The organism is Roseibium sp. (assembly GCF_050301095.1).
GTDB lineage: Bacteria > Pseudomonadota > Alphaproteobacteria > Rhizobiales > Stappiaceae > Roseibium.
Genome location: NZ_JBNKYW010000052.1, coordinates 15,024 through 37,692 on the forward strand (window position 1 = coordinate 15,024; position 22,669 = coordinate 37,692).

The 22,669-nt window shown below is 60.5% G+C and carries 24 protein-coding genes; 13 read left to right on the forward strand and 11 right to left on the reverse strand.

What is annotated here, in order from left to right; all coding sequences use genetic code 11:
- Positions 1–28 precede the first annotated feature (28 nt).
- Positions 29–916 (forward strand): LysR substrate-binding domain-containing protein, encoded by an 888-nt coding sequence (locus ACQY7U_RS04370; protein ID WP_428642360.1) that lies wholly within the window; start codon positions 29–31, stop codon positions 914–916.
- A 12-nt stretch (positions 917–928) separates the two neighbouring features.
- Here the strand turns inward: ACQY7U_RS04370 and ACQY7U_RS04375 are convergent, their stop codons facing one another.
- Both ACQY7U_RS04375 and ACQY7U_RS04380 read right to left on the reverse strand, forming a co-directional pair.
- Positions 929–3,325, reverse strand: a complete 2,397-nt coding sequence (locus ACQY7U_RS04375; protein ID WP_428642362.1) for a fatty acid cis/trans isomerase — start codon at positions 3,323–3,325, stop codon at positions 929–931.
- The gene (locus ACQY7U_RS04380) at positions 3,315–3,545 is read right to left on the reverse strand and encodes a hypothetical protein (protein WP_428642363.1); all 231 of its coding nucleotides are present in this window, start codon (positions 3,543–3,545) and stop codon (positions 3,315–3,317) included. Before ACQY7U_RS04380 ends, ACQY7U_RS04375 begins: the two co-directional genes overlap by 11 nt.
- 203 nt (positions 3,546–3,748) lie before the next feature.
- On the opposite strand from ACQY7U_RS04380, the gene ACQY7U_RS04385 reads away from it, so the two are divergent.
- The 3 genes from ACQY7U_RS04385 to ACQY7U_RS04395 are packed head-to-tail and all read left to right on the forward strand — an operon-like array spanning position 3,749 to position 7,022.
- Positions 3,749–5,074, forward strand: a complete 1,326-nt coding sequence (locus ACQY7U_RS04385; RefSeq protein ID WP_428642365.1) for an NAD(P)/FAD-dependent oxidoreductase — start codon at positions 3,749–3,751, stop codon at positions 5,072–5,074.
- A gap of 2 nt (positions 5,075–5,076) precedes the next feature.
- On the forward strand, positions 5,077–6,399 hold the full coding sequence (locus ACQY7U_RS04390) for an NAD(P)/FAD-dependent oxidoreductase (protein ID WP_428642367.1): 1,323 nt from the start codon (positions 5,077–5,079) through the stop codon (positions 6,397–6,399).
- Entirely contained in the window at positions 6,375–7,022 is a 648-nt protein-coding gene (locus ACQY7U_RS04395; protein WP_428642369.1) for an N-acetyltransferase family protein, read from the forward strand. The genes ACQY7U_RS04390 and ACQY7U_RS04395 overlap by 25 nt, the downstream gene beginning before the upstream one ends.
- Before the next feature lie 27 nt (positions 7,023–7,049).
- Here ACQY7U_RS04395 and ACQY7U_RS04400 read toward each other — a convergent pair whose 3' ends face one another.
- The 3 genes from ACQY7U_RS04400 to ACQY7U_RS04410 are packed head-to-tail and all read right to left on the reverse strand — an operon-like array spanning position 7,050 to position 8,591.
- The gene (locus ACQY7U_RS04400; RefSeq protein WP_428642372.1) at positions 7,050–7,736 is read right to left on the reverse strand and encodes a GNAT family N-acetyltransferase; all 687 of its coding nucleotides are present in this window, start codon (positions 7,734–7,736) and stop codon (positions 7,050–7,052) included.
- A 7-nt stretch (positions 7,737–7,743) separates the two neighbouring features.
- Complete coding sequence (locus ACQY7U_RS04405; RefSeq protein WP_428642373.1) at positions 7,744–8,064, reverse strand: antibiotic biosynthesis monooxygenase; 321 nt, start codon at positions 8,062–8,064, stop codon at positions 7,744–7,746.
- Entirely contained in the window at positions 8,061–8,591 is a 531-nt protein-coding gene (locus ACQY7U_RS04410; protein WP_428642375.1) for a MarR family winged helix-turn-helix transcriptional regulator, read from the reverse strand. The genes ACQY7U_RS04405 and ACQY7U_RS04410 overlap by 4 nt, the downstream gene beginning before the upstream one ends.
- Before the next feature lie 95 nt (positions 8,592–8,686).
- Here ACQY7U_RS04410 and ACQY7U_RS04415 point away from each other — a divergent pair, with 95 nt between their 5' ends.
- Together ACQY7U_RS04415 and ACQY7U_RS04420 are read left to right on the forward strand one after the other, a co-directional pair.
- Positions 8,687–9,040, forward strand: a complete 354-nt coding sequence (locus ACQY7U_RS04415; protein WP_428642377.1) for an ArsR/SmtB family transcription factor — start codon at positions 8,687–8,689, stop codon at positions 9,038–9,040.
- A gap of 11 nt (positions 9,041–9,051) precedes the next feature.
- On the forward strand, positions 9,052–9,543 hold the full coding sequence (locus tag ACQY7U_RS04420) for an SRPBCC family protein (protein WP_428642379.1): 492 nt from the start codon (positions 9,052–9,054) through the stop codon (positions 9,541–9,543).
- A 132-nt stretch (positions 9,544–9,675) separates the two neighbouring features.
- Here ACQY7U_RS04420 and ACQY7U_RS04425 read toward each other — a convergent pair whose 3' ends face one another.
- Together ACQY7U_RS04425 and ACQY7U_RS04430 are read right to left on the reverse strand one after the other, a co-directional pair.
- Positions 9,676–10,674 (reverse strand): DnaJ C-terminal domain-containing protein, encoded by a 999-nt coding sequence (locus ACQY7U_RS04425; RefSeq protein WP_428642381.1) that lies wholly within the window; start codon positions 10,672–10,674, stop codon positions 9,676–9,678.
- Between the two features lie 205 nt (positions 10,675–10,879).
- A complete protein-coding gene (locus ACQY7U_RS04430; protein WP_428642384.1) occupies positions 10,880–11,356 on the reverse strand; it encodes an RT0821/Lpp0805 family surface protein in 477 nt (158 codons plus the stop codon).
- Positions 11,357–11,432: 76 nt separating this feature from the next.
- Between ACQY7U_RS04430 and pdxH the strand changes: the two genes are divergently transcribed.
- A complete protein-coding gene (gene pdxH / locus ACQY7U_RS04435; protein WP_428642386.1) occupies positions 11,433–12,068 on the forward strand; it encodes a pyridoxamine 5'-phosphate oxidase in 636 nt (211 codons plus the stop codon).
- 27 nt (positions 12,069–12,095) lie between these two features.
- On the opposite strand, the gene ACQY7U_RS04440 is transcribed toward pdxH, so the two are convergent.
- The 3 genes from ACQY7U_RS04440 to ACQY7U_RS04450 all read right to left on the reverse strand — a co-directional run bounded on the left by ACQY7U_RS04440 (position 12,096) and on the right by ACQY7U_RS04450 (position 14,087).
- Positions 12,096–13,070 (reverse strand): magnesium transporter CorA family protein, encoded by a 975-nt coding sequence (locus ACQY7U_RS04440; RefSeq protein WP_428642389.1) that lies wholly within the window; start codon positions 13,068–13,070, stop codon positions 12,096–12,098.
- Positions 13,071–13,284: 214 nt separating this feature from the next.
- Positions 13,285–13,428 carry a hypothetical protein gene (locus ACQY7U_RS04445; protein ID WP_428642391.1) on the reverse strand — a complete coding sequence of 48 codons (144 nt, stop codon included), beginning with the start codon at positions 13,426–13,428 and terminating at the stop codon, positions 13,285–13,287.
- Positions 13,429–13,709: 281 nt separating this feature from the next.
- On the reverse strand, positions 13,710–14,087 hold the full coding sequence (locus ACQY7U_RS04450; RefSeq protein WP_428642393.1) for a hypothetical protein: 378 nt from the start codon (positions 14,085–14,087) through the stop codon (positions 13,710–13,712).
- Between the two features lie 210 nt (positions 14,088–14,297).
- Between ACQY7U_RS04450 and ACQY7U_RS04455 the strand changes: the two genes are divergently transcribed.
- Positions 14,298–15,284 carry a DUF1499 domain-containing protein gene (locus ACQY7U_RS04455; protein ID WP_428642395.1) on the forward strand — a complete coding sequence of 329 codons (987 nt, stop codon included), beginning with the start codon at positions 14,298–14,300 and terminating at the stop codon, positions 15,282–15,284.
- Between the two features lie 38 nt (positions 15,285–15,322).
- Here the strand turns inward: ACQY7U_RS04455 and ACQY7U_RS04460 are convergent, their stop codons facing one another.
- A complete protein-coding gene (locus ACQY7U_RS04460) occupies positions 15,323–16,228 on the reverse strand; it encodes an MBL fold metallo-hydrolase (protein ID WP_428642397.1) in 906 nt (301 codons plus the stop codon).
- A gap of 300 nt (positions 16,229–16,528) precedes the next feature.
- Here ACQY7U_RS04460 and ACQY7U_RS04465 point away from each other — a divergent pair, with 300 nt between their 5' ends.
- From ACQY7U_RS04465 to pstC, 5 genes are all read left to right on the forward strand, one after another.
- Positions 16,529–17,005: an SRPBCC domain-containing protein gene (locus ACQY7U_RS04465; protein ID WP_428642399.1), complete on the forward strand. Its 477-nt coding sequence runs from the start codon at positions 16,529–16,531 to the stop codon at positions 17,003–17,005.
- Positions 17,006–17,256: 251 nt separating this feature from the next.
- A complete protein-coding gene (locus ACQY7U_RS04470) occupies positions 17,257–18,612 on the forward strand; it encodes an ATP-binding protein (protein WP_428642401.1) in 1,356 nt (451 codons plus the stop codon).
- Positions 18,613–18,732: 120 nt separating this feature from the next.
- The gene (locus tag ACQY7U_RS04475) at positions 18,733–19,746 is read left to right on the forward strand and encodes a substrate-binding domain-containing protein (protein ID WP_428642404.1); all 1,014 of its coding nucleotides are present in this window, start codon (positions 18,733–18,735) and stop codon (positions 19,744–19,746) included.
- A 332-nt stretch (positions 19,747–20,078) separates the two neighbouring features.
- Positions 20,079–21,137 carry a substrate-binding domain-containing protein gene (locus ACQY7U_RS04480; protein ID WP_428642406.1) on the forward strand — a complete coding sequence of 353 codons (1,059 nt, stop codon included), beginning with the start codon at positions 20,079–20,081 and terminating at the stop codon, positions 21,135–21,137.
- A gap of 66 nt (positions 21,138–21,203) precedes the next feature.
- Positions 21,204–22,669, forward strand: a 1,466-nt coding sequence (gene pstC, locus ACQY7U_RS04485) for a phosphate ABC transporter permease subunit PstC (RefSeq protein WP_428642408.1), incomplete at its 3' end; no start/stop codon positions are given.

Consider the following 22,669-nt stretch of genomic DNA (forward strand, 5'->3'; position numbering starts at 1 on the left):
GTCATCACGAACATGGAATACCGTCCGCATGGCTTATCATCTGCCTCCCTTGCCGTGGCTTCGTGCCTTTGAGGCTGCTGCACGGCTCGGCAATTTTACACGCGCGGCGGAGGAACTGCTGATCACGCCCGCCGCCGTCAGCTACCAGGTGCGCCAGCTGGAGCAGCACCTTGGATATCCCTTGTTCGAGCGGGCGCACCGCGAGCTGGTTCTGACCCGGCTTGGCCAGACCTATGTGCCGACAGTCGAAAAGGCGTTTTCGGATCTGTCCATCGCGACGGTTTCCGTATTTGGCGAGCGCAACCGGCAACCGGTCAGGTTCCGCTGCCTGGCCAGTTTCGGCCATCTCTGGATGATCCCGCGGATCAGAGGGTTTCAGGAGGTTTATCCCGGCATCGACCTGCAGATGATTTCCGCGTCCTGGGCGGAGACGCTTAATCCGGACCTGTTCGACATCGATATCCGTTTCGGCGACGGCAACTGGTCGGACGGGGTGGTGACGTTTCTTCTCAACGATCCCATCATCCCGGTTTGCCATCCAGATCTGGCCCTGGACCCGGAAAGGAAAGATCTTGCGGCGCTCAGCGAAGCCGCCCGGCTGGACATCATGGGCGTGATCGATACCTGGGAGAGTTTCTTCCGGGCCTTCGGCCAGGCCGTTCCACCGCGTAACGGACTTCAAGTGGACCAGACCCTCTCGGCGCTGGAGCTCGCTGCGCTGGGGCACGGACATGCGCTTGTCCTGGAAACCCTCGCGCAGCCTTATCTCGACAGCGGTCGGCTGGTCCGGTCTTCGCAAAGGCGCCTCAAGAGCCGGCACAGCTATTTTCTCGTCACCTCCGGCCCGCGCCAGAGCCTGAGCCCGGACGCACAGATTTTCTGCGACTGGATGATCGGGGAACTCGGCGGCGTCTGAGCGATCCGCGACCTAGTCCGAAGAGAAAGTGAACTCGAACAGACGCTCGATGGGGTCGGAGAGTTTCGGATCGTCGTACCGATTGAGGTCCAGAAGCCCGGCCTGCAATATGTCCTGAGCCATGAGCGCAGCTTGTATCCGGTCAAACAGGGACCAGAACTCGCCATGGGTTCGGCGGATACCGTACCGGTTGACCAGCTCGAGGTACCCGGTTTGGCTGCGGATCGTCCGGACCTCTTCAACAAAGCCGTCGAGACCATCCTCCGAAACCCGGAAAATGAAGTTGGGATAGCTGCTGAACTGGCCCGGGACGACGGTCAGGGCGTCCTTTTCCGGCTCCCGGCGCAGGTCCTCGTTGAAGAGGAAGGCGACATTGCTGTGGGCTTCGTCGTGCACCAGGGTGAAAATCTCGTCCTTATCACCGGTTTCGACGATCAGGATGGCAATGTCGGGAAGATACCGGGCAAACGGAGCCGGGGTTTCCGTGAGCGGCCGCAACCGGCCGGCAACGGTATCCGGTGCGGCGCAGTCCACCCCATGGCACCGGTTGATCGGATCGGTAGCAGGCCAACGCTGTGGCTCAACGTCGAGAAGTCCGGTCAGGAATTCGGCCATCGGCCGGTCCGTCTTGAAGGAGATACCCGACGGCGACACCGTATCGAGGTCGCTTTCCTTCCAGAGATCCAGCAGATTGACGAAGGTGCCCTCGTACCAGCTGTCATGCAGAGGCTCGCGGACTTTCGGTGGCAGGAAGGACAGGAACATCCGCTCGCCCTCGCGCCGCAGGCTGTCCATGTAGATCCGTGTGGTGAGCTGGTGTTCGACATTGCCGAAAACATCGAACCCGGCCACCAGATTGTAGTAGATCCGCTCGAACAGCGGGAAATCTATTACCCATGCGGTTTCCGGCACGCTTCCGACAAACCCGTTGACGACGGAGGCGGAGGAAAAATTGCGGTAGACGGTCAGCCGGGCATCCTTGCTGTTCCGGCTGTCATCACCCTTCCAGATGTCCGCGTAGGCCGGTCCGCCAGTTCCGGAAGCCTTGAGCGCATAACGCTCCTGGCGGAATTGCTGGTATTTGACCGGACCGAGAAGGAGAAAACTCTTCAGCCGTCCGCTCAGTTTGCCGTCCGACTGGGCAACGGGCAATTCCAGGATCGGGATCGCGTCTTTCAGGAAACCCGGATCGGTAATTGAAAGATCTGCATCGGGATCCAGGAAGGACACCCAGAACCGGTCCTCGATGACGTTCACCGCGACCTGGCCGTAACAGACCGGGCCACGGATAAAGGAGCGGACGAAAAAAAGGGCGTCATCGAGGAGGAAGCTGTAGCGGCTTCGGGCCGGGATTGCCCGGAAGGTGGAAAGCGGATTGCCGCCCGCATCGCTCGAATAGGTGGGCAGGGTGGCCGGGGTCCAGTCCGGGGCAAGGAACAGGTCTCGGTAGCGTTTCAGCCGCTCCGGGCCGATCTCGTAGACCATGTGTTCCTTGTGAAGGATGGTGCCATTAATGGGAACCATCCGGTAGAAAAACGCTCCGCCCGGATCATCGAACGGACGGCGTGAGGGTATTTCGTCCGCCTGTTTGCCGGGGGCGGTACGCGAACGGATCAGGCGGAAGAAACGGCCGGGATCGTCTCCTTCCAGATGCAGATGCGCCAGGAACAGGTGTTCATATATATACCGTGCCACCAGCTTCGATTTTATATCGTCCTTATTGAAGAAGGTTTCTATGGCCCGGGTTTGCGCGATAACTTCTTCGGGCAGTACGGCCTCGCCTGCCGGTGCCTGGGCGCCGCTGGCGGCCCAGTCCAGAAGACGCCGGTAATCCGCTTCCGGCAGCGGTGCCATAGCGAAGGGCATGCCGCCCTGCGGATGATCGGAGAGATAGTCCGCCACTTCGGAGCGGGCGGCACAGGTGTTCTTTCTCAGGATGCCGATATCCAGCGTGTCAGGCAGGGGCGCACCCAGTTCAAAGCCGTTGTTCCGCCCGGCGCGCAGCAGCTGTTCGAGAACGGATTGGCCGCCGTCGGAGGACGTGACGGAGAAGAAACCCTTCCGCCGCCACGCCGGCAAGGTCTTTGCGTCGATGCCAAGCCGGGTCATCGGGGCGTCCTCCAGCCTGGAGGAGGCGTAGACCGGGGTCTTGCTGGCGCCTCTCAGCCATCCGTCCGGGGAGGACAGTTTCAATTGGCAGGGCGCGTCATAACAGCCATGACAGACGACGCAGCGCCGGTTCAAAACATCCTGGACGGGATCTGCGTGCATGGGCGCTGCCGGTGACGCCTGCAAGGTTTCCTGAGCAATCGCCTGACCTCCAAGCCCCCCGGCCATTGCGATGAGAAGCAGGACGGACAGCCACGCCAGGCGTTGCCGATGTAGTGAGCGTTCCGGCTCAACCCTCATTGTCTTCCATCCGCGGGCGGGTCTTGCGGTCCGGATCGTCCGGACCCTTGTAGGCAACAAGATAGGCCCAGCCTGCATAGGCGGTGATTGCCGCCATGATGTAGACCCAGGTCGTGTTGCCGAAATAATATTCCACACCGGTCCAGCAGGCGCAGAAGGCGACAAGCACGATCCTCCGCCAGAGCGGATCGAACCAGGGATGTTCTACGGGTCCAAACACAGTTTTGCCTTCCTTTTGCATCATCTGGGCAGGGCGAACGAACGCCATCTTCCGTTAGGGGAGCCCCAAGAGCTTGCAGAATCAAGCAAAACCTGACCTCCCCGGACCGTTTTAATCTTGAAACCGGTCCGTGAAAAAGGGAAGGTGCGACCCGTTCAAAGCCTCGAACACAATAAAGATACAACGGGAGGGGGCGAGCGGACATGCTTTCTGCGCTTGATCTGCTGACGGCGAACGACACGCCCGGTCAGCACGCACCGTCCTATTATGCCGCGACGGCGAACCGGCAGACTTCGCATCCCGTGCTTGAAGGTGCGCATGGGTGCAGTGTCTGCGTCGTCGGTGGCGGCTATACGGGGCTATCCGCAGCGCTTCATCTGGCCGAGCGCGGTCTCGATGTCATTCTGCTGGAGGCCAACCGGCTTGGCTGGGGCGCCTCGGGCCGCAACGGCGGTCAGGTCGGATCCGGTCAGCGCGTGGACCAGACCGTGCTCGAAGAGCGTCACGGCAAGGCCCACGCAAGGCTGCTGTGGGAACTGGCGGAAGACTCCAAGGCCCTGGTCAAGGACCTGATTGCCCGTCACGACATAGCCTGCGATTACAGGCCCGGCATTCTTCACGCCGATCACCGCAAGAGTTTCGTGGAGGACAGCCGGGATCATGTCGAACACCTCCGGCTTGTTTACGGCTATGAAGACATCCGCTTTGTCGGCGGTGAGGAGATCGGCGAGCTGGTGGGCAGTCCGCGCTACCACGGCGGCTCGCTGGACATGGGCGCCGGACATCTGCACCCGTTGAATTTCGCGCTTGGCCTCGGTCAGGCGGCGGAAGCGGCCGGGGCGCGGCTTTTTGAGGAAACGCGCGTCACGGCTATCGAGGGAAAGGGCGGGAAGCGGATCACGGTCAGGACGGAGCACGGCGAGGTGCGGGCGGATCATCTGATCCTTGCCTGCAACGGCTATCTCGGCCGCCTCGACAGGGAAACCTCGGCCCATGTGATGCCGATCAACAACTTCATCGTCGCCACGGAGCCCTTTTCCGAGGACCAGGCCCAGAAGCTCATCCGAGACAATGTCGCCGTTGCCGACAGCAAGTTCGTGATCAACTATTTCCGGCTGTCGGCCGACCGGCGGCTTTTGTTCGGGGGCGGCGAGAATTACGGCTACCGGTTCCCGGAAGACATCAGGTCGTTCGTGCGTGGGCCGATGCTGGAAATCTTCCCTCAGCTGGAAGACGTCGGGATCGACTACGGCTGGGGTGGCACGCTGGCGATCACGCCCAAACGCATGCCCTATTTTGCGCGGCTGGCACCCAACATGCTTACGGCATCGGGTTATTCCGGTCATGGCGTCGCGATGGCAACGCTCGGCGGCCAAATCCTGGCCGAAGCGGTGACCGGGACCGCCGGTCGCTTCGATGCGTTCGAACGGCTCAAAATTCCAACCTTTCCGGGTGGCGACCGATTACGGTTTCCGCTGCTCGTTCTGGCTATGACATGGTTCTCGTTGCGAGACAGGTTCGGTATCTGAAAATGCTACAAACAAATACGGAAAACCGGCAGACAATCGGCAGCTACTGGGAGGCGAGCGTTCCCGAGCCGAAACCGGACCGGCAACTGATCGGCAACGCCCAGTTCGATGTCGCCATCATCGGCGGTGGTATCGCCGGCCTCAGCGCGGCGTTGAAACTGGCGCAGTCCGGCGTTTCCGTCTGCGTGCTGGAAGCCGAGCATGTCGGCTACGGGGCATCGGGGCGCAATGGCGGCTTCTGCTGCCTTGGCGGCACGAAACTCGATTACCATCAGCTGATCCGCAAGTTCGGCCTCGAAGAAGCCCGCAAGTTCGTCGCCTATCAAGTAGCCGGCGTGAACCTGGTCGCCCAAAGGCTGGACAGCTGGGGCGTCGATGCCAGCCGTCATTCCAGGGGAGAGATTGCACTTGCGCACCGGCCGAAGGATTTCACCAGGCTGAAATCCGAAGCAGCTTTCCTGAAGGAAAATTTCGGCATCAAACCCACCTTGTTGAGCAAGGAGGAACTGGATGCGGAGGGCTACGGCGGCCCGGAGTTCCATGGCGGCATGCTGGTGCCCTACGGTTTCGCGCTGAACCCGATGGCCTATGTTCAGGCCCTGGGTGAGCAGGTGCGCCTGGCCGGCGGCAAGATCTTCGGCAAGACGCCGGTCAGCTCGCTTGAACGGGACGGCGACCGCTGGCAGGCGGAGACGCAACACGGCGTGGTGCGAGCCAGAAAGATCATGCTGGCCGGAAACGGTTATGCGCGGGAAGACGTACCGAAATGGCTTCACGGCCGCACGATGCCGGTCATGTCGTCCATCCTGGTCACCCGTCCCCTGAGCGACGGGGAACTGTCGGCCCAGGGCTGGACCACAGAGACAATGGCCTCCGACACGCGCACCCTGTTGCACTATTTCCGCCTCATGCCCGACAGGCGTTTTCTGTTCGGAACGCGCGGCGGCCTTTTCGAAAATCCGACGGCCCTCGCAGCGATGCAGAAACGGGCAAGGTCCGATTTCGACACCATGTTCCCGGCCTGGTCGGGCATCGAGGCGGACTACACATGGTACGGCCATGTTTGCCTTGCCCGGACCCTGACGCCTTTCGTCGGCGAAGTGCCGGGCATGGAAGGCGTTTATGCCGCCATGGGCTGGCACGGCAGCGGCGTGGCCATGGCGTCCCTGTCGGGTGAGAAGATCGCAGGGATGATCACCGGAACCGTGCGACAGCAGGATCTTCCGGTGGCGCTGCAACGGCCGTTCCGGAAGTTTCCGTTGCCCTTCCTGCGTAAACTCTATCTTCAGGGAGCCTACTGGTGGTACGGGCTGAAGGATCTGTGACGGGGGATGCCGCCATTCGTCCCGCTCGTGCGGAAGACCTCGAGGCGGTCTACCGGATCTGCCTTGAGACCGGCGACAGCGGCCGGGACGCGAGTGCGCTTTACCGGGATCCGAAGCTGATCGGACATGTCTTTGCTGCGCCCTATATCGTGCTTGCCGGGCAGATCAGCTTTGTCGCCGTGGACCGGGAAGGGGTGCTGGGTTATGCGGTCGGTACGGCGGATACCCGCGCCTTTGAGGAACGCATGGAGGCGCAATGGTGGCCGGATCTGCGCCGCACCCATGACGAACCCGAAGGCGACCGGTCAGGATGGACGGCGGATGAGCTTCTGATCTGGTCCCTGTTCCATCCGGCTTCTGTTCCCGGTCAGGTCGCCTTGGATTATCCGGCACATATTCACATGAACCTCTTGCCCCGCGCCCAGGGAAAGGGCGTCGGTTCGAGGTTGCTGGAAGCCTGGTTTGGCGCGGCGAGGGAGCAGGGCGTCAGTGCTGTCCATGCCGGCGTCAGTGAACGCAACCCGGCCGGCCTCAAATTCTGGACCGCCCGCGGGTTCCGGCCGGTTCTTGTCGAACAAGGCGGCGGATCCGGGGGAACCATCTGGTGTGGCCGACATCTGTAGACGTTTCAAGCCGGTCCGGCTTCGCACTCAGTCCTTACGCCGGACGACGGCAACATTGACCTCGCTCCAGATCTCGAAGCCGAGCTTGCGGTAGAGCGCAATCGCCCCGTGATTGTCAGCATAGGCATGCAGGAACGGTGTGTCGCCCTGCGCGCGAATGCTTGCTGCCACATGCACCGTCAGCGTCTTTGCCAGTCCCTTCCCGCGAAAATCGGGGTGAGTGCAGATGCCGCTGATTTCCCGATGGCCGTCGAGGTTGAGCCGGGTGCCGGCCATCGCCGCCAGCCGGTCTCCGCACCGGATGCCCCAGAACGGCCCAAGGTCCGGGGTCCTGGAGGTGAAGGGGCCGGGTTTGGTCAGTTCCGCAAGCGCGACCATTTCCGGAATATCCTCCGGCCCGAGAGGAACAATTCCCTCGCTCCCGTCCGGCGCCGGGGCCGCGCTCCGTTCCGTCATCAGTACGCCGAGCGCTGTGATTTCCGCCTCGAGGGTTTCCGGCAGTGCAATTTCTTCCGCCTGTAGCAGGTAGACCCTGTCGCCCTCAGGTCCGATCAGCTCCGCGAGCGCCTGAAGGGCCTCCCTCGAATTGTCCCTGGAGGCCGCAAAGGGGGAGACTGCGGGATCGAAGCGCCTTGCCAGGGTACCGTTTTCGCAAAAGCCGGATTGCCGTGTGGTCAGCGCGGACCAGACGGCCCGGTTCAGGAGCTGTGACATGTTCTGCTCATCCGTAACTGCGCGCGTGCTTGACTTCGTAGTGCTGCGAAGTGAGGTCCCAGCGTTTCAGCACCTTTTTGGCAACATCCGGAACGTAGCAGCGTTCATAGTCCGGTCCCTGGAAGGCGATGATATTGTCGAGGGACTGGAAACTCATGATGGTGACCAATTCCACCTCGTCCTCCACCTCACGCCGCAGAACCTCGATGCCGAGGTAACCGGGAATGGCCTTGGCCTCGATGCCGGGGATGACTTCACTCGTCAGCACCCGGAAATAGGCGTCGGCGTTTTCAGGTGTGGTCCAGCCGTGCCAGATCCGCTTGATCATTTTCTTGCCTCCCTGTTGTTGATGAGAGCCTGCCAGTCCGGCAGCTGCCCGCTTACGGTCCGATCCTTCAGCGTCCTTTCCGAGAGAGCCGTTTCGAGGCGGGCGAGCTGATCCAGCAATGGACCGTCCAGGCCAAGACAGGCGTCTTCCACGGCCAGACTGACGGCAGGCCAGAGCGTTTTTTTCAAATGGGCAACGAGCCGGAGCCCCTCGTCCGTCAGGGCGATCGTGCTCACTCGTCTGTCGATTGTGCCCTGCTCGGCTTCGACAAGGCCAGCCGTCTTCATCCTGTTGACCATGCGGGTGACCCCCGGCTGGCTCTGGCCGAGCGCCCTCGCCAGGTCTCCGATGCTCAAAGGGCCGTTCAGGTCGAGCGCGGCCAGAACCGGGTTGTGCGGCGTCGGCAGGTCCGTGCCGGCCAGCCCGGCGGTGAGCTCCTGGGTCTGGGCCTGCAACTTCTCACCAATCCGTTTCAGTCGGCTGCCAAGGGTGGCATACCCCAGCGAGGCGACAACGTCTTCAACCATGTCTGGCTCCTTTTACATAACAAGATATATAACTCGTTATGTAAAACAAGTCCCGCAGGTTGCGTTGCTGTCGTTTTTAATATAACCATATTGTTATGGAACTAAGTGGTTATAAAGATGGAGGGCCGGATCTCGATGCCGTCTTCGCGGCACTGGCCGACCCCACGCGGCGGGCAATCCTGAAGCGTCTGGCGGCGGGGGAGGCGTCTGTCAACGAGATTGCCGCGCCGTTCGAAATGAGCCAGCCGGCTGTTTCAAAGCATCTCAAGGTTCTTGAAAAAGCGGGACTGGTTACGCGTGCGTCTGACAGGCAACGGCGGCCGGCGAAGCTGAATGCCGCGCCTTTGCGGGATGCGGTGGCATGGCTGGAGAAATTCAGAACTTTCTGGTCGTCGAGCTTTGATCAACTCGATGATCTTCTGGAGGAACTGAAGAACACCGATCGTTAGGGAGTATTGTCGTGAGTTTGCTCGAATTCATTCTTGAAAGACGTTTCAATGCGCCACGGGAACTTGTCTGGCGAAGCTGGACCGAGCCGGATCTGTTGTCGCGGTGGTACGGCCCGGGTGTCGAAACCGTCATTCACAAGCTTGAGGTCCAGCCGGGCGGCTTGTGGCTCAATGAGATGAAATACGGCGGTGCATCCCATTACCAACGGGTTGAGTTCAAGGAAGTTGCAAGGCCGGAGAAGCTGGTCTGGCTTCACTCGGTTTCCGATGAAAACTGGCGGGTGATTTCAAATCCGATGATGCCCGACTGGCCCCGGGTCCTGCTGACAACTGTTATCTTCGACCAGGACGGCGATCAGACAGACGTCCGGCTGGTATGGACGCCGCACGAAGCGAGCAGGGCAGAAATCGATTGTTTTGCCGGAGCTATCAGCGGCCTCGACATGGGGTGGGGCAAGGGCATGGACGTTCTGGCCAAGCTGCTCGAGGAATTGCAAGGCTGACACCGGCACCGGGCCGAAGGTGGCCGGTTGCCGCCAGGCGAGGTCTTGCCTTGAACCCCTCGGCTTGCGGTCTGGACTGGTGAAGAGCGTGCCATGCGGTGGTGTCCGCACGGCACGGCGCTTTCTGGGGTGTCAGTCGAACTCCGGCCCGCGGGCCCGGTAGGGGGTGACCTCTTTCCAGGCCTTCATCAGGGTCTCCAGCTCGCCGTCTCCGTTCGCCGGCAGGACGATCTGAAGCTTGACGAGCAGGTCGCCGTGACCGCCGGTCTTGGTCGGCAGGCCCTTGCCCTTGAGCCGCATGATCTTGCCGCTGGACGCATTGGCCGGGATCGTCAGGTTGACCGCACCGGAGAGGGTGGGCGTTCTGACCTTGGCGCCGAGTACGGCCTCGTAAAGGGTGAGCGGCAGGTCGAGATGAAGGTCGGAGCCCTTGACCTCGAAAAGCTTGTGCGGCCGGAACCGGACCTCGACCATGGCATCGCCGGCAGGGCCGCCGGTCTCGCCCGGATGACCCTGACCCTTGAGCCGGATCTTTTCGCCTTCCTCGACACCCTTTGGCAGGGTGACGTTCACGGTCTTGCCGCTTGGCAGCGTGACCTGCGCCTTTCCGGAATTGACGATGTCCTCCAGCGAGATCCTTGTGACGATCTCCGCGTTTTTGCCCTTGGGCCTGGGTTGCGGTTTGGCGCGGGCGCCACCTGCAAATCCGGCACCCGGGTGAGCCCCGGCTCCAGGCCCTGACCGTGCCCGGCCGCCACCGAAGCTGCCGAAGATGTCGTTCAGGATATCGTCGAAACCGCCCGCGCTTCCGCCAGCGCCACCGGACGACCTGAAGCCACGCGTTCCGCCCTGGGCTCCCATGTCGTCGAAACCGGAAAAGCCGCCGAAGCCATGGGACTGAAAACGCTGCTTGCCTTCCGCGTCGATCTCGCCGCGGTCAAACTTGGCACGCTTGTCCTTGTCGCCGACGATTTCATAGGCCTGGTTCACTTCGGAAAAACGCTGCTGCGCCCCCGGATCGTCCTTGTTCTGATCCGGGTGGTATTTTTTGGCCAGTTTTCTGAAGGCCTTTTTGATGTCGCTCTCGCTGGCATTTTTTGCCACCCCGAGAACGCTGTAGGGATCACGCATTCGTATCACCTGGTTTCCAAGATTTTCCGGTCAGCCGACCCACATGCGAAACCGCTCCGGATTTAATACCGGCTGAAGAGCAGGCGATTTCCAATGAGGCCGGGCACGACCGGACTTGTCTTCAATATCGGGATGATTCCGGAAAAATTCCAGTCTTTCCTTGCCGTTGAAGATTCAGGCGTTTGTAGCGGGTTTTCCCGTGGGATCAAGCGTCTGCGACCGCAAGCCCGGTGACGGCGAACTTTTGCGTCACGTCCCGGCAGGCAGTGCCGGAATAAAGCTTGATGCCGGCAATGGTGTTGGCGGTGGTCCTGAAGGAGACACAGCCGGTCTCGCTCAGCGAGGTGCCGTCGATGTCGGACAGCGTGCCGGAATTTCCGCTGAGCGGATTGAGCCAGGGCAGGGTAAGCGTCGCGGTGACGGTCCCGTTGTCCAGATTGGGTGCGATGACATCAAGGTTGCGCGAAATCGCGGAGCGGTCCTCGGCGCTGATGTCTGAATAGGCGATATCTGTGGAAGACTGGATCGATCCGGTCAGTATGGTGGGCGTATCGACGTTGTTGCTGCCCACCGGAACCTCGATCTGGCTGCAACCGCTCACCAGCGGAGCGAAAACCAGAAGCAGAGGCACAAGGTGTTGGAACTTGATGTCACCGGCAGTATATGAACGGATACGACGCATCTATTGCACAGTTCCCCATCGGTCAGGCAGATCCTTGCCGCGATCCAGGCCGCCGAGTTCTTCGACAGGTTTTTTCATGACAGATCTCAAACATCCTCCCGAAGAGTTAACAAAAGGTGACTTTACGGAGGTGGCGGAGCCATTTGACCTTTTTCATGAATGGCTTGAAGACGCCAAAGGGTCGGAACCGAATGATCCCAACGCCGTTGCGCTTGCAACTGTGGACGACGCGGGCCTGCCGAACGTGCGGATGGTTCTTCTGAAAGACTTCGATGAGCGGGGATTCGTATTCTACACGAATTTCGAAAGCACAAAGGGCCGCGAACTGCTTTCCGCGGGCAAGGCGGCCATGTGTTTTCACTGGAAATCCCTGCGGCGGCAGGTCCGGATCCGCGGCCCGGTGACCGAGGTCTCTGCGGAAGATGCGGATGAATATTACCGGTCCCGGCCGCGCGGCAGCCGGATCGGGGCCTGGGCCTCCAAGCAGTCCCGCCCGCTGGAAAGCCGTTTTGCGCTGGAAAAGGAAGTTGCGAAATACACCGCGAAGTTCGGCATCGGCGATATCCCGAGGCCGGAGCATTGGTCAGGAATGCGCCTGGTGCCGACGTCCATCGAGTTCTGGCACGACCGGCCGTTCCGCCTGCATGACCGGATCCTTTTCACGCGGGAAACGCCGGAACATCCCTGGTCGAAGGAACGGCTTTATCCGTAATACGGTGCTCCAGGCCGGTTCCTTCAATCAGAGCAGTTTTTTCCAGCGGAAGAACAGGAACGTTGCGACGACGGAAACGAACATCAGCCCGAGGGAGAAGGCAAAGCCCTGCTCCCACTTGAGTTCGGGCATGTTCGAAAAATTCATGCCGTAGATCGATGCGATCAGTGTTGGCGGCAGGAAGACGAGACCGAGTACGGTGAAGATCTTCGAGATCTGGTTCTGTTCCAGCGTGACGAGACCGACGGTCGCATCCAGCAGGAAGTTGAGCTTGTTGTCCAGCGCGTCGCCGTGTTCCTTGATGGAGTGAATATCGCGGCTGTACATCTTGCAGTCTGAGGTCTGCTCCTCGCTCAGGCCGAGGCGTTTGGCATGAGTGCTCAGGAACAGCATCACGCGCAGAAGGCTGGTACAGACGTCGTGCATTTTCGACACATGAAGGCCGATCAGGCCGAGGCGTTTGATGGCAACCTGATAGCTGGCCGTCTTGCGGGTGTTGAGGCCGTCACCGAATACTTCCAGCGAAAGGGCGTCATAGCGGGCGGAGGCATTTTCCATTTCATCGGCGCAGCGGTCGACTATGATGTCCAGCAGGGCGAAAAAGACGGCCGGGCCGCGGTGCGCGATTGTCGTGTCGTTTTGGACCTTCCGGTTCAATAGCTCAATGGATTTCGGCTCGCCGTAGCGGACGGTGACCAGTCGCTTGGCGTTCAGGACGAAGGTTACGGAGGACAGGGACGGGTCGATCGTCCTTGTGGCGACCGGAAGCTGTGCGGTCATCACGACGGCGCCCGGCTCCACATAAAGACGTTCGGAGGTCTCGATCGAGGCGATCTCTTCCCGGGTGGGTATTTCAGCACCCATCAGCTTTTCAGCCGAGAGCTGTTCCTCATACGTTGGCGACACAAGGTCGATCCAGACGGAGGTGGCCGGCAACGGTGCGCCTGGAGCCAGTTCAACACGCTCCAGGCCTTTGACCGAAGGGCAATAGGCAATGATCATTTGGGCAAATCTCCGGAAGGACGCAGTGCGTCCGGGGTGGAGGCAGTTTGCCCAAGAGACCATTTCGCGGCAACCGTCTCCGTCCGAAAGGAAGGAGACCGCCAGCAGCCTGGTTCATACGGCCAGGCCTGCCTTGTACGGTAGCAGGTGACGCGATGCCGGAGCGCTGCCCGTCGCGCGAAGCGAAGGAAACGGGTGGAGCGCAGAAGGCGTCTTACTTGCCTGAATTGGTCTTCTTGCCCGTGCCTTTGCACAAGGCCGCGGCCGTAAGCGCGGCAATGCCGACCGGTTTGTAGTGATTGATCAGCTTGGCATCAATCGCTGTTGTTGCAGTCGGGCGGGCAGTTTGCTGAGACATTTTCCCAAGTCCGTTTTTTCCAGTGCCCGCTGTCTGGTTGTCCTATCGTAATTCCGCGGGCACAAGTGCATGTCGTATCCAATTAAGGCAAACAAAGGGCAGTCCGCACACGAAACCGTCCAAACCTTTTCCGGATACCCAAGCATGCGCCCACATCGGGAATTCAGCCAGTCAAAAACGATGACAAGATGTAACGATATCGACAGGAATTTGAATGGCTTAGGTAATGAATTGTTAACTTGTCGCCAAATCGGGATTGTAAATAGCGGATTGGAAGAAGTTCACACCAAATAACTTCGGTAATTTCTCGGAGGAAGCCCGCGAAAGGTCCGGACCAGACCGCTGAGGCAACGGGCCAGGGTCAGGATTGCCGTCAGGAACAACACCGTCAGTCCCGCCAGGATGAGGAGGGTGGACAGGGACGCGCCGAGAACGATCATCAGGATACCCAGGCAAGATCCGATCACCAGCAGGGCGATGGTGGTCCTGATGTAGAAATAATGCGCACGGTGATGCTGCAACTCGGGTTCGGCAAACCGTGTTGCAAACAGCAGGGCGACAGGCGAAAGAAACGCCGACATGGCCAGAAGATAGCAGCCGCAGATATTGACAGCGCCCGGCTTGACGAGTGCTGAGAGACGCATTCCCGGTTTTTGCATTCCGCTTCCGGCAGGCAGTCCCGCGTTTTGACCCGGCACGTATTTCAGCCCGCCCCGATTCTCCTTTCCATTGTGCTCAAGGTATGTTGAGTGTGCCGTTGAAGTGAAGTTCATTTTTGACATTTATCCTGTAATTAAAGAAACAATCAGGACAACTGCCTGCTGCCGCGCGCAACTCGCGGACAGATCAACGGTTCGGGTTGGGATGAGATGAAGCGCTACGCCGTTCACAAGACTTCTTCGGCGCCGGCCAGCCGGACGACGGGGGCGGTTGCCCTGGCGCTGGCCGTGACCGCGTTTCTGGCCAAGCGCTTCGGCCTGATCGAAGCAGATGTCTTTGTCCTGTCACTCCTGGCGGCCGCGCTCATTGCAATCACGGCCGTCCTCCTTGCAATCACGGCATTCCAGCGCATCTGGACCTATGGCGGCCCCGGTTTGCCGTCCGCGCTTGGCGGCGTTTTTCTGGCGACTCTGGCGCTTGTTCCGCCTGCCCTGGTCCTTTCCATGCTGGTGACCCATGGCGGTGCGAACGACCTGTCTACCGACCGGGTGGATCCGCCTCTGGTGAAAATCCGGGCGGTTGAGGCAAACCAGCCTTTCCTGACATGGCTTAACGACCGGATGACCGGGGAGATCTGGCCGGCGGTTCTGGAACTCGCGGAAATCAGTCAGCCAGCAGCGGGAAAGGAACCGCTTTATTCCGACATCGTGCCGCGAAGATACCGGATTGCTCCGGCCCAGTTGCACACCGCCAGCGCCAAGGCGCTCGCGGCGCTGCATTGGACGGTCGTCGACGAATTGCCGCCCGACCTTCTGGATGCTCCCACACGGCTGCAGGCAGAAGAGGCCACGCGGATACTGGGCCTGAAGCACGACATTGCCTTGCGTATCCGGCCGGATCCGGTTGGAGCCCTGCTCGATGTCCGGTCGAGGTCGCGCACCCCCCTCAGGGACCTGCAGGGGAACCGCGACAACATCCGCAACCTCTTCGCGGAAATAGATCAGGTTCTGCTGGCAACCTACGGCGATCTCGACAGGCTGACCGTCGAGGAGAGCGAACTGGAGGATGCGGAGCTGCCGTCCGAGCCGCTGGAGGAGCCGCGCGAGACCATACCGCTACCGGCGTTCAAACCCTATTTCGAAGAGGAAGAAGATCCTTCAGCCGACGATCTCCGGCTGAGCGACCTGGAAGGCTAAGCGGGGTCCGGCGGCGCTTTCCGTCGCGGACTGGGTTGTCAGCGTGATGCCACGCTGAAGCTGGATGACAGGGAAAGGCGGGGCGACGCGGTAACAAGGTCACGTCCGACAAGATCTTCCAGATGGGCAAAGACCGACAAACCTGCGGCCTTGTGCAGTCTCGGGTCGACATCCGCATAAAGGGCAGCAACGACTTCCGGAATCGTCCGGGAGCCCTGGTTCAACTCGGCAAGAATGCTGGCTTCCCGGCTCAACCGGTGCTGTTTCAGGTCACGGACGTAGTCGAGGGCGTTGTTGATTTCGCCGCCGTGCCCGGGCAGATAGCAGGTTTCCGGACGGTGCTGCAGTTTCTCGATCGAGGCCATGTAGTCCCGCATGCTTCCGTCCGGCGGAGCGACGATCGTGGTTGCCCAGCCCATGACATGATCCGCGGAGAAGAGAATGTTTTCACCCGGCAGGGCAAAGCAAAGGTGATTGGCCGTGTGGCCGGGGGTCTCGATGGTTTCCAGCGACAGTCCGGCGGCCCTCAAGACCTCGCCGTCGCCGAGTAGCGTGTCGGGTTCATGCTCCTTGTCGCCGCTGGCGTCGAGCGGATTGACTTCATCTTCCATAAGGTCGCGGGCCGCACGGTGAGGACCGCAGCCGACGATCGGTGCGCCTGTTCGTTCCTTCAGAAGGCGGGCCCCAGGAGAGTGGTCTGCATGGGTGTGACTGACGACGATTGCCTCGATCCTGGCCCCTTCCGCCGCCTTCAAGATGGCGCCGACGTGTTCTTCCAGGTTCGGTCCCGGGTCGACAACTACGAGCCGGCGCGTCCCGATGAGATAGGTGTTCGTGCCCAAAAACGTGAACGGGCTCGGGTTTCTGGCGGTCAGGCGCCGCAAGCCGGAGGTCAGTTCGACCGCTTCCCCGTAACGCGGATCAAAGTCTCGATTGTGTTTCATGCCCGGTGTCGGAACCTGTAAATCTGCTTGCCATTGGAAGGCGTTGTGGGTACTGCGACAGCCGAAAGTGGAGCGGTTCGCCGTGGAATGCAACTTGAAACCGGTTGGGCCAGAAACCGGCCAGGCGACCCGCGCGGCCTCCGCTTCTGGAAGTCCTGAAAGGCCAGGGCGGTGTCATTGAATTGACGTTCGAACAGGATAGGGAACCGGAACTTTGCCAATCCGTGCCTATCTATGGGACAGTGGCAAGTGGATTGGAACGGGCCGTGCGCGGTCCCGGCGACATCTTGGCGGAAGGCGATGACACAAGAAACGGAATGCCGCTTTGACTGCACGATCGATCTGAACCGGGAGCGGGCGTTCTCGCTGTTCGTCGACCGGACCGAGCTGTGGTGGTCCTGGCCTTTCAGCGGGGAGAACGGCAGCGTCGACGCGGGAATTGACCCCTTTGCGGGCGGCAGCTGCTATGAAACCGATGAAGAGGGTCGGCGGCGGATCTGGGGAACCGTTCTTTCGATCGAGGATCCATTGTTCGTCCGCCTTGCCTGGCAGGTTGCGCAGGACGGTACGGAAATCGCTGACCCGGCCGCCGCCAGCCGGGTGATGGTCAATTTCCGGGAAATGGCGGATGCCACCAGACTGGAAATCGTGCATACCGAGTTCCTCCGGCACGGCGAATTCGGCGAGGCTTATCTCCGGCACATGCAGCAGCCGGAAGGCTGGCCGCGGATCATCAGGAACCTCCAGGAAGCGGCGAAAACCGCGGTCTGGCGTTGACCCGTCGTTCGGTCTCTTCCAACTGCCTGAAAAGCTGAGCAGGAAAAGCAGTTTTGTCGCTTTGCTGACATGTTTGCCGTGGTAGGGGAGAGCTTCGATCGCGGCGGAAAGACGCAAGATGGAACGGCGGCAAGTGTCCTGCTCATCTGACGTTCGATCCGGACGTCGCTCTTGCACAAATGCTGAGACACCGAAATAGTGAGTGCCTTTGCAGCCCGGGACCACCTGACGATAATCGCTGAACAACATCCATGACCTTGTCCCCATCGCCCAACGAGGAGGCCTCGGAACCTCAGGCCGCCGCTTCACCGCTGACCCGGATCGGGGAAGCTCGTTGGATATTGCTGGCTGTGCTGATTGCCGCAGCCTACGCCGTGCTCGCGCTTGAAGTGCCGGTCTGGGCTGCTGCCGGTTTTTTCGCGGTGCTGGTTCTGCTGGCCGGTTTCCCCCCGCGCAAGGCGGCCAGCCGCCGGGTCAAGCTCAGCGCGCAACGCGAAATCCGCAGGATGTGGCCGGGGACCGGCATGAAGGTGACGGTGGATGCGTTGCCGTCGCCCTGTTTCGTTGCCGACGGACGCGGGATCACCCGCTACGTCAACACTCAGGCCCAGGCCAAATATGGTGGCGTGAAACCCGGCGCGCCCCTGTCCTTTTCCCTGCGCGCACCGTCGTTGCTGGAGGCATTCGACCGGGTATGTACCACCGGCGGAACGGAGCGGATCAACTGGATCGAGAAGGTGCCGACCGAAAGCTGGTATGAAGCTCATATCGCACCGATCTACATGCCGGGTGCGGGCGGATCGGAACCCGGGCAGGGACTGCCGGATTTCATCCTGGTGGTTATCCAGGACCAGACGGAGAACCGCCGGCTGGAACGCATGCGCACCGATTTCGTCGCCAATGCCAGCCATGAACTGCGCACGCCGCTGGCGTCGCTCACCGGCTTCATCGAGACAATTCAGGGGGCGGCCCGCAACGATCCGGAAGCCCGCGACCGGTTCCTGTCTATCATGCTGGAACAGGCCGGGCGGATGCGGCGTCTGATCGACGATATCCTGTCGCTCTCAAGGATCGAGCTGAAAGCCCATGTGCGCCCGGAGAATCTGGTCGATCTGACAGAGATCATTCGCCATTCCAAGGACGCCCTGGCTCCGATGGCCAAGGACCTGGATGTCGACATCCGGGTTCAGGTGCCGGACGAACCGGTAAAGATCCAGGGGGACCGGGACGAACTCATTCAGGTGACGGAAAACCTGATCGAAAATGCGCTGAAGTACGGCAACAGCGGCAAACGTGTGGACGTCGTTCTTGCTGAGCAGGAGGTATCCGCCGATGAGCAGTTCTGGGTACTTTCCGTGACGGACTACGGTGAAGGAATTGCACCTGAGCATCTGCCGCGTCTGACTGAACGTTTCTACCGGATCGACATGGAATCGAGCCGCGCCATGAAGGGGACGGGCCTTGGCCTTGCGATCGTCAAGCATATCCTGACACGGCACAGGGGGCGGCTGGAGATTGAAAGCGAACCGGGCAAGGGGGCGACTTTCAAGGCGAAATTGCCGGCTCTTGAAAATTCAAGCGGACTTGCTGAAAAAGCCTCCGCCTGAGGTTCTGCCTTTTCTGTCGCAATACTGAAACCCGGGACCGATAACTCTGGACCGGACGGGGACGCGCCTGCCGAAACTCGGAGAGGCCAATTGCCCGGGCATTTGAAGGGGAGTTCTTTCGTGGCAAGACTTTTCGCTGCCGGTGCAATTTTTTCATGCGCCCTCATTCTTGGACATCCCGCAGCGGAGGCCCGGGACCGTCTCCTCATCGTGGGCTCTTCCACCGTGTTTCCCTTTGCGACCGCGGTCGCCGAAACGGTCGGCGGCGAAGAGATGAAATTTCCCATCGTTGAATCAACAGGCTCGGGTGCGGGGTTCGCCCTGTTTTGCAGTGGCACCGGCGAAAATACACCGGACATCACCAATGCGTCCCGCCCGATGAAACCTGATGAGCTTGAAACCTGCCGGACCAATGGCGTGACACCTCTGGAAGTCAGGATCGGGTACGACGGCATCGTCCTGGCAAACTCGAAGCGTGGGCCCAAATTCACGCTGACCATCGATCAGATTTTCCAGGCACTTGCGGAAAAGCTGCCGGCAGGCAAGGACGGCCGGGACAATTCGAACATGTCCTGGTCGGATATCGATCCTTCCCTGCCGCAGGAAAAAATCGAGGTTCTCGGACCGCCGCCGACGTCCGGCACGCGCGATGCCTTTGTCGAGCTCGTTCTGGAAAAGGGCTGCAAGCCCGCCGGGAAGATGACGGAAGAGCAATGTACCAGGATCCGGCGCGACGGGAGTTTCGTCGAGGCGGGGGAGAATGACGACCTGATCGTGGGGGCGCTTGAGGCAAATCCGGTGACGGTCGGCATTTTCGGCTACTCGTTCCTGAAGAAAAACCTCGACAAGATCCAAAGCGTCGGCATCGATGGTGTCGAGCCGACCTTCGAAAACATTGCCTCCGGCGCCTATCCGGTCTCCCGCCCGCTGTTCTTTTATGTCAAGAGCGAGCATCTTGGCGTTGTTCCGGGGCTTGAGACCTATGTCGCGGCCTTCACCAGCGAAGCGGCCTGGGGAGACGAAGGTTATCTGGCGGGAAAGGGGCTGATCCCCCTGGCGGTTGAGGTGCGGCAAGAACAAGTGGCCAGGATCAGCAAGCTGATGGACCTGAACGGCACGCGCAAGACGCAGTGACAGGAGGGCCGCGGACGAACCGCGATACCCCCGACTTCATACTCCCAATGCCACAAGCGACCTCCCGGTCGAGCTTGCCCGAGGTTCGGCGGCGTCTTTCGTCGTCTGGACGAAAGTCGGGAGAGAGTCGCGGTCACAAATCCCGTTCGCAAATGACAGCAAAAAGTCACCAATAAAAATAGTTTAGAGATTACAACGCTTTAAAGCGTCACAAAACTGATAAGAAACTGTCATAGAACTCTCATCCATGGAGCCTAGGTTCCGGCCATCGCCCGAGCAAATCAGTGCCCGGCGATCATCTCGAAACCTTGACATTCAAAGGGAGTGGTCAAGTGAAATTTACGACCCTCGTTAGCGCAACTGCTCTGGCTGTTGCTTCCACTGCATTTGTTGGCGCAGCTCAGGCTCGCGACCAGGTTCAGATTGCCGGTTCTTCCACGGTTCTGCCTTACGCTTCCATCGTTGCCGAAGCTTTCGGCGAAAACACCGACTTCCCGACCCCGGTTGTTGAATCCGGTGGTTCCTCCGCCGGCCTTAAGAAGTTCTGCACCGGTGTCGGTGAAAACACGATCGACATCGCCAACGCTTCCCGCAAGATCAAGGCCAAGGAAATCAAGGCCTGTGCCGAAGCCGGCGTGAAAGACATCATCGAAGTGCGCATCGGCTACGACGGGATCGTGTTCGCCTCCCAGAAGGACGGCCCGGCCTTCACCGCGTTTGCCCCGGCTGATCTTTTCAATGCTCTCGGCGCCAAGGTCCTGAAGGACGGCGAGCTGGTCGACAACCCGTACAACCAGTGGGCCGACTTCAACGGCGACCTGCCGGCCGTCGATATTGCCGCTTTCATTCCGGGCACCAAGCACGGCACGCGTGAGGTTTTCGAAGAAAAGGTTCTCCTGGCGGGCTGTGAAGCAACGGGCGCTTTCGAGAAGTTCCTGGAAGTTGCCGAAGGCGACAGCGACAAGGCGAAAAAGAAGGCCGCCGAGAAAGCCTGCATGGCTGTCCGCACCGACGGCAAGTCCGTTGACATCGACGGCGATTACACCGAGACCCTGGCTCGCATCGACTCCAACCCGAACGGCGTCGGCGTGTTCGGTCTGGCGTTCTACGAGAACAACACCGACAAGCTGAAAGTTGCGACGATGTCCGGTGTGGCTCCGTCTACGGAGACCATCGCGTCCGGCGACTATCCGGTTTCCCGTCCGCTGTTCTTCTACATCAAAAAGGCACACATCGGCGTTATCCCGGGTCTGAAGGAATACGCTCAGTTCTTCGTTTCCGACGAGATCGCCGGTGCTGAAGGCCCGCTGGCCCAGTACGGCCTTGTTGCCGACCCGGAGCTGGCCGCTACCCAGGCTTCGATCGAAGCTGAAGAAGTGATGGGCAACTAAGCACATCCAGTCCGAAAGGGCGGTTCCGGCCGCCCTTTCTCGTCTTTCTGCCGGTTGGGTCGGGCCATGTCACTTCCAATTACTCTCGTTACGCTGCTGCTCCTGTCAGTCGCCGGATATTTCGCCGGTCGCAGAAAAGCCATGAGTTCCGCAGGTTTCGACGTGCGCAAGCTTCACTCCCTGCCCGGTTATTACGGCTGGAACGTTGTCGTTTCGACCCTGCTGCCGGCCATGATGCTCCTGGTGATCTGGCTGATTGCCCAGCCGATCGTCCTGGACAATCAGGTCTCGTCGAAAATTTCCCAGGAGACGATCGCCACAAGTTCGCTGGGCCTTGTCATGAGCGACGTGGTTCGCGTGGCCAATGGTCTCGACCTGGCCGTCTCCGAGGGGGTACTGAGCGTTGAAGAGGCCGCCTCGATCCGCAACGAACTGACGGACGTCCGCGGCCGTCTCGGAGAGGTGGGCGTGGCGCTCGGTTCCGAAGTGACCGCCGAAACGCTGCAGGCCGCCCAGGCGTACCGCAGCATTTCCGCCATCGGCACGTTCTGGCGCTCAATTTGTGTCGTTGCCCTGGCAATTGCCGGCCTTGGCCTTGGGCTTCTGCGTACCAACAAGGATTTCAGGGCGCGGAACGTCGTGGAGGCGGTTGTCCGCTACACGCTGGTTTGCGCAGCTTCCATAGCCATTCTGACGACACTCGGCATTGTCCTGTCGCTGATCTTCAATACGGTCGAATTCTTCCGCATTTACCCTGCGGCCGACTTTTTCTTCGGGCTGACATGGTCGCCGAGTTTCGGTGGCGGGTCGGCGCTCGGCATCGTGCCGCTGATGTGGGCAACAATGTATATTTCGCTGATTGCCCTGGCCGTCGCCGTTCCGATCGGGCTCTTTGCCGCGATTTACCTGTCCGAATACGCATCCTCCCATGTGCGTGCGGTAGCCAAGCCGCTGCTCGAGATCCTGGCCGGCATTCCGACCATCGTCTACGGTCTCTTCGCCCTGCTGACGGTCGGTCCGCTGCTCATGAAAACCTTCGGCAACGGCGGCGCGCTCGGCGTCGACTGGATGTCCGGGGCGTCCTCGGTTCTGACCGCAGGTGTCGTCATGGGCATCATGCTGATCCCCTTCGTCAGCTCGCTGTCCGACGACATCATCAACGCGGTTCCGCAGACCATGCGTGACGGTTCGCTTGGCCTTGGCGCCACTCATTCGGAAACGGTGAAGCAGGTGATCCTGCCGGCTGCCCTGCCGGGGATCGTCGGCGCCATCCTGCTGGCGGCCTCGCGCGCTATCGGTGAAACCATGATCGTGGTGCTTGGGGCAGGGGCCGCGGCCCGGCTCAGCGCCAACCCGCTCGAAGCCATGACGACGGTCACCGCGAAGATCGTCAGCCAGCTGACAGGCGACAACGACTTTGCCTCGCCGGAAGCGCTCGTTGCCTTCGCGCTCGGCATGACCCTTTTTGTTGTGACCCTCGGACTGAACATCGTCGCGCTCTACATCGTGCGCAAATACCGGGAGCAGTACGA

Excerpts from the sequence above, each read along its gene's own strand:
- ACQY7U_RS04370 (WP_428642360.1), top strand. The coding sequence starts at position 29 with ATGGCTTATCATCTGCCTCCCTTGCCGTGGCTTCGTGCCTTTGAGGCT.
- ACQY7U_RS04375 (WP_428642362.1), bottom strand. The coding sequence starts at position 3,325 with ATGAGGGTTGAGCCGGAACGCTCACTACATCGGCAACGCCTGGCGTGG.
- ACQY7U_RS04385 (WP_428642365.1), top strand. The coding sequence starts at position 3,749 with ATGCTTTCTGCGCTTGATCTGCTGACGGCGAACGACACGCCCGGTCAG.
- ACQY7U_RS04390 (WP_428642367.1), top strand. The coding sequence starts at position 5,077 with ATGCTACAAACAAATACGGAAAACCGGCAGACAATCGGCAGCTACTGG.
- ACQY7U_RS04400 (WP_428642372.1), bottom strand. The coding sequence starts at position 7,736 with ATGTCACAGCTCCTGAACCGGGCCGTCTGGTCCGCGCTGACCACACGG.
- ACQY7U_RS04405 (WP_428642373.1), bottom strand. The coding sequence starts at position 8,064 with ATGATCAAGCGGATCTGGCACGGCTGGACCACACCTGAAAACGCCGAC.
- ACQY7U_RS04410 (WP_428642375.1), bottom strand. The coding sequence starts at position 8,591 with ATGGTTGAAGACGTTGTCGCCTCGCTGGGGTATGCCACCCTTGGCAGC.
- ACQY7U_RS04415 (WP_428642377.1), top strand. The coding sequence starts at position 8,687 with ATGGAACTAAGTGGTTATAAAGATGGAGGGCCGGATCTCGATGCCGTC.
- ACQY7U_RS04425 (WP_428642381.1), bottom strand. The coding sequence starts at position 10,674 with ATGCGTGATCCCTACAGCGTTCTCGGGGTGGCAAAAAATGCCAGCGAG.
- ACQY7U_RS04430 (WP_428642384.1), bottom strand. The coding sequence starts at position 11,356 with ATGCGTCGTATCCGTTCATATACTGCCGGTGACATCAAGTTCCAACAC.
- pdxH (WP_428642386.1), top strand. The coding sequence starts at position 11,433 with ATGACAGATCTCAAACATCCTCCCGAAGAGTTAACAAAAGGTGACTTT.
- ACQY7U_RS04440 (WP_428642389.1), bottom strand. The coding sequence starts at position 13,070 with ATGATCATTGCCTATTGCCCTTCGGTCAAAGGCCTGGAGCGTGTTGAA.
- ACQY7U_RS04445 (WP_428642391.1), bottom strand. The coding sequence starts at position 13,428 with ATGTCTCAGCAAACTGCCCGCCCGACTGCAACAACAGCGATTGATGCC.
- ACQY7U_RS04450 (WP_428642393.1), bottom strand. The coding sequence starts at position 14,087 with ATGCAAAAACCGGGAATGCGTCTCTCAGCACTCGTCAAGCCGGGCGCT.
- ACQY7U_RS04455 (WP_428642395.1), top strand. The coding sequence starts at position 14,298 with ATGAAGCGCTACGCCGTTCACAAGACTTCTTCGGCGCCGGCCAGCCGG.
- ACQY7U_RS04460 (WP_428642397.1), bottom strand. The coding sequence starts at position 16,228 with ATGAAACACAATCGAGACTTTGATCCGCGTTACGGGGAAGCGGTCGAA.
- ACQY7U_RS04465 (WP_428642399.1), top strand. The coding sequence starts at position 16,529 with ATGACACAAGAAACGGAATGCCGCTTTGACTGCACGATCGATCTGAAC.
- ACQY7U_RS04470 (WP_428642401.1), top strand. The coding sequence starts at position 17,257 with ATGACCTTGTCCCCATCGCCCAACGAGGAGGCCTCGGAACCTCAGGCC.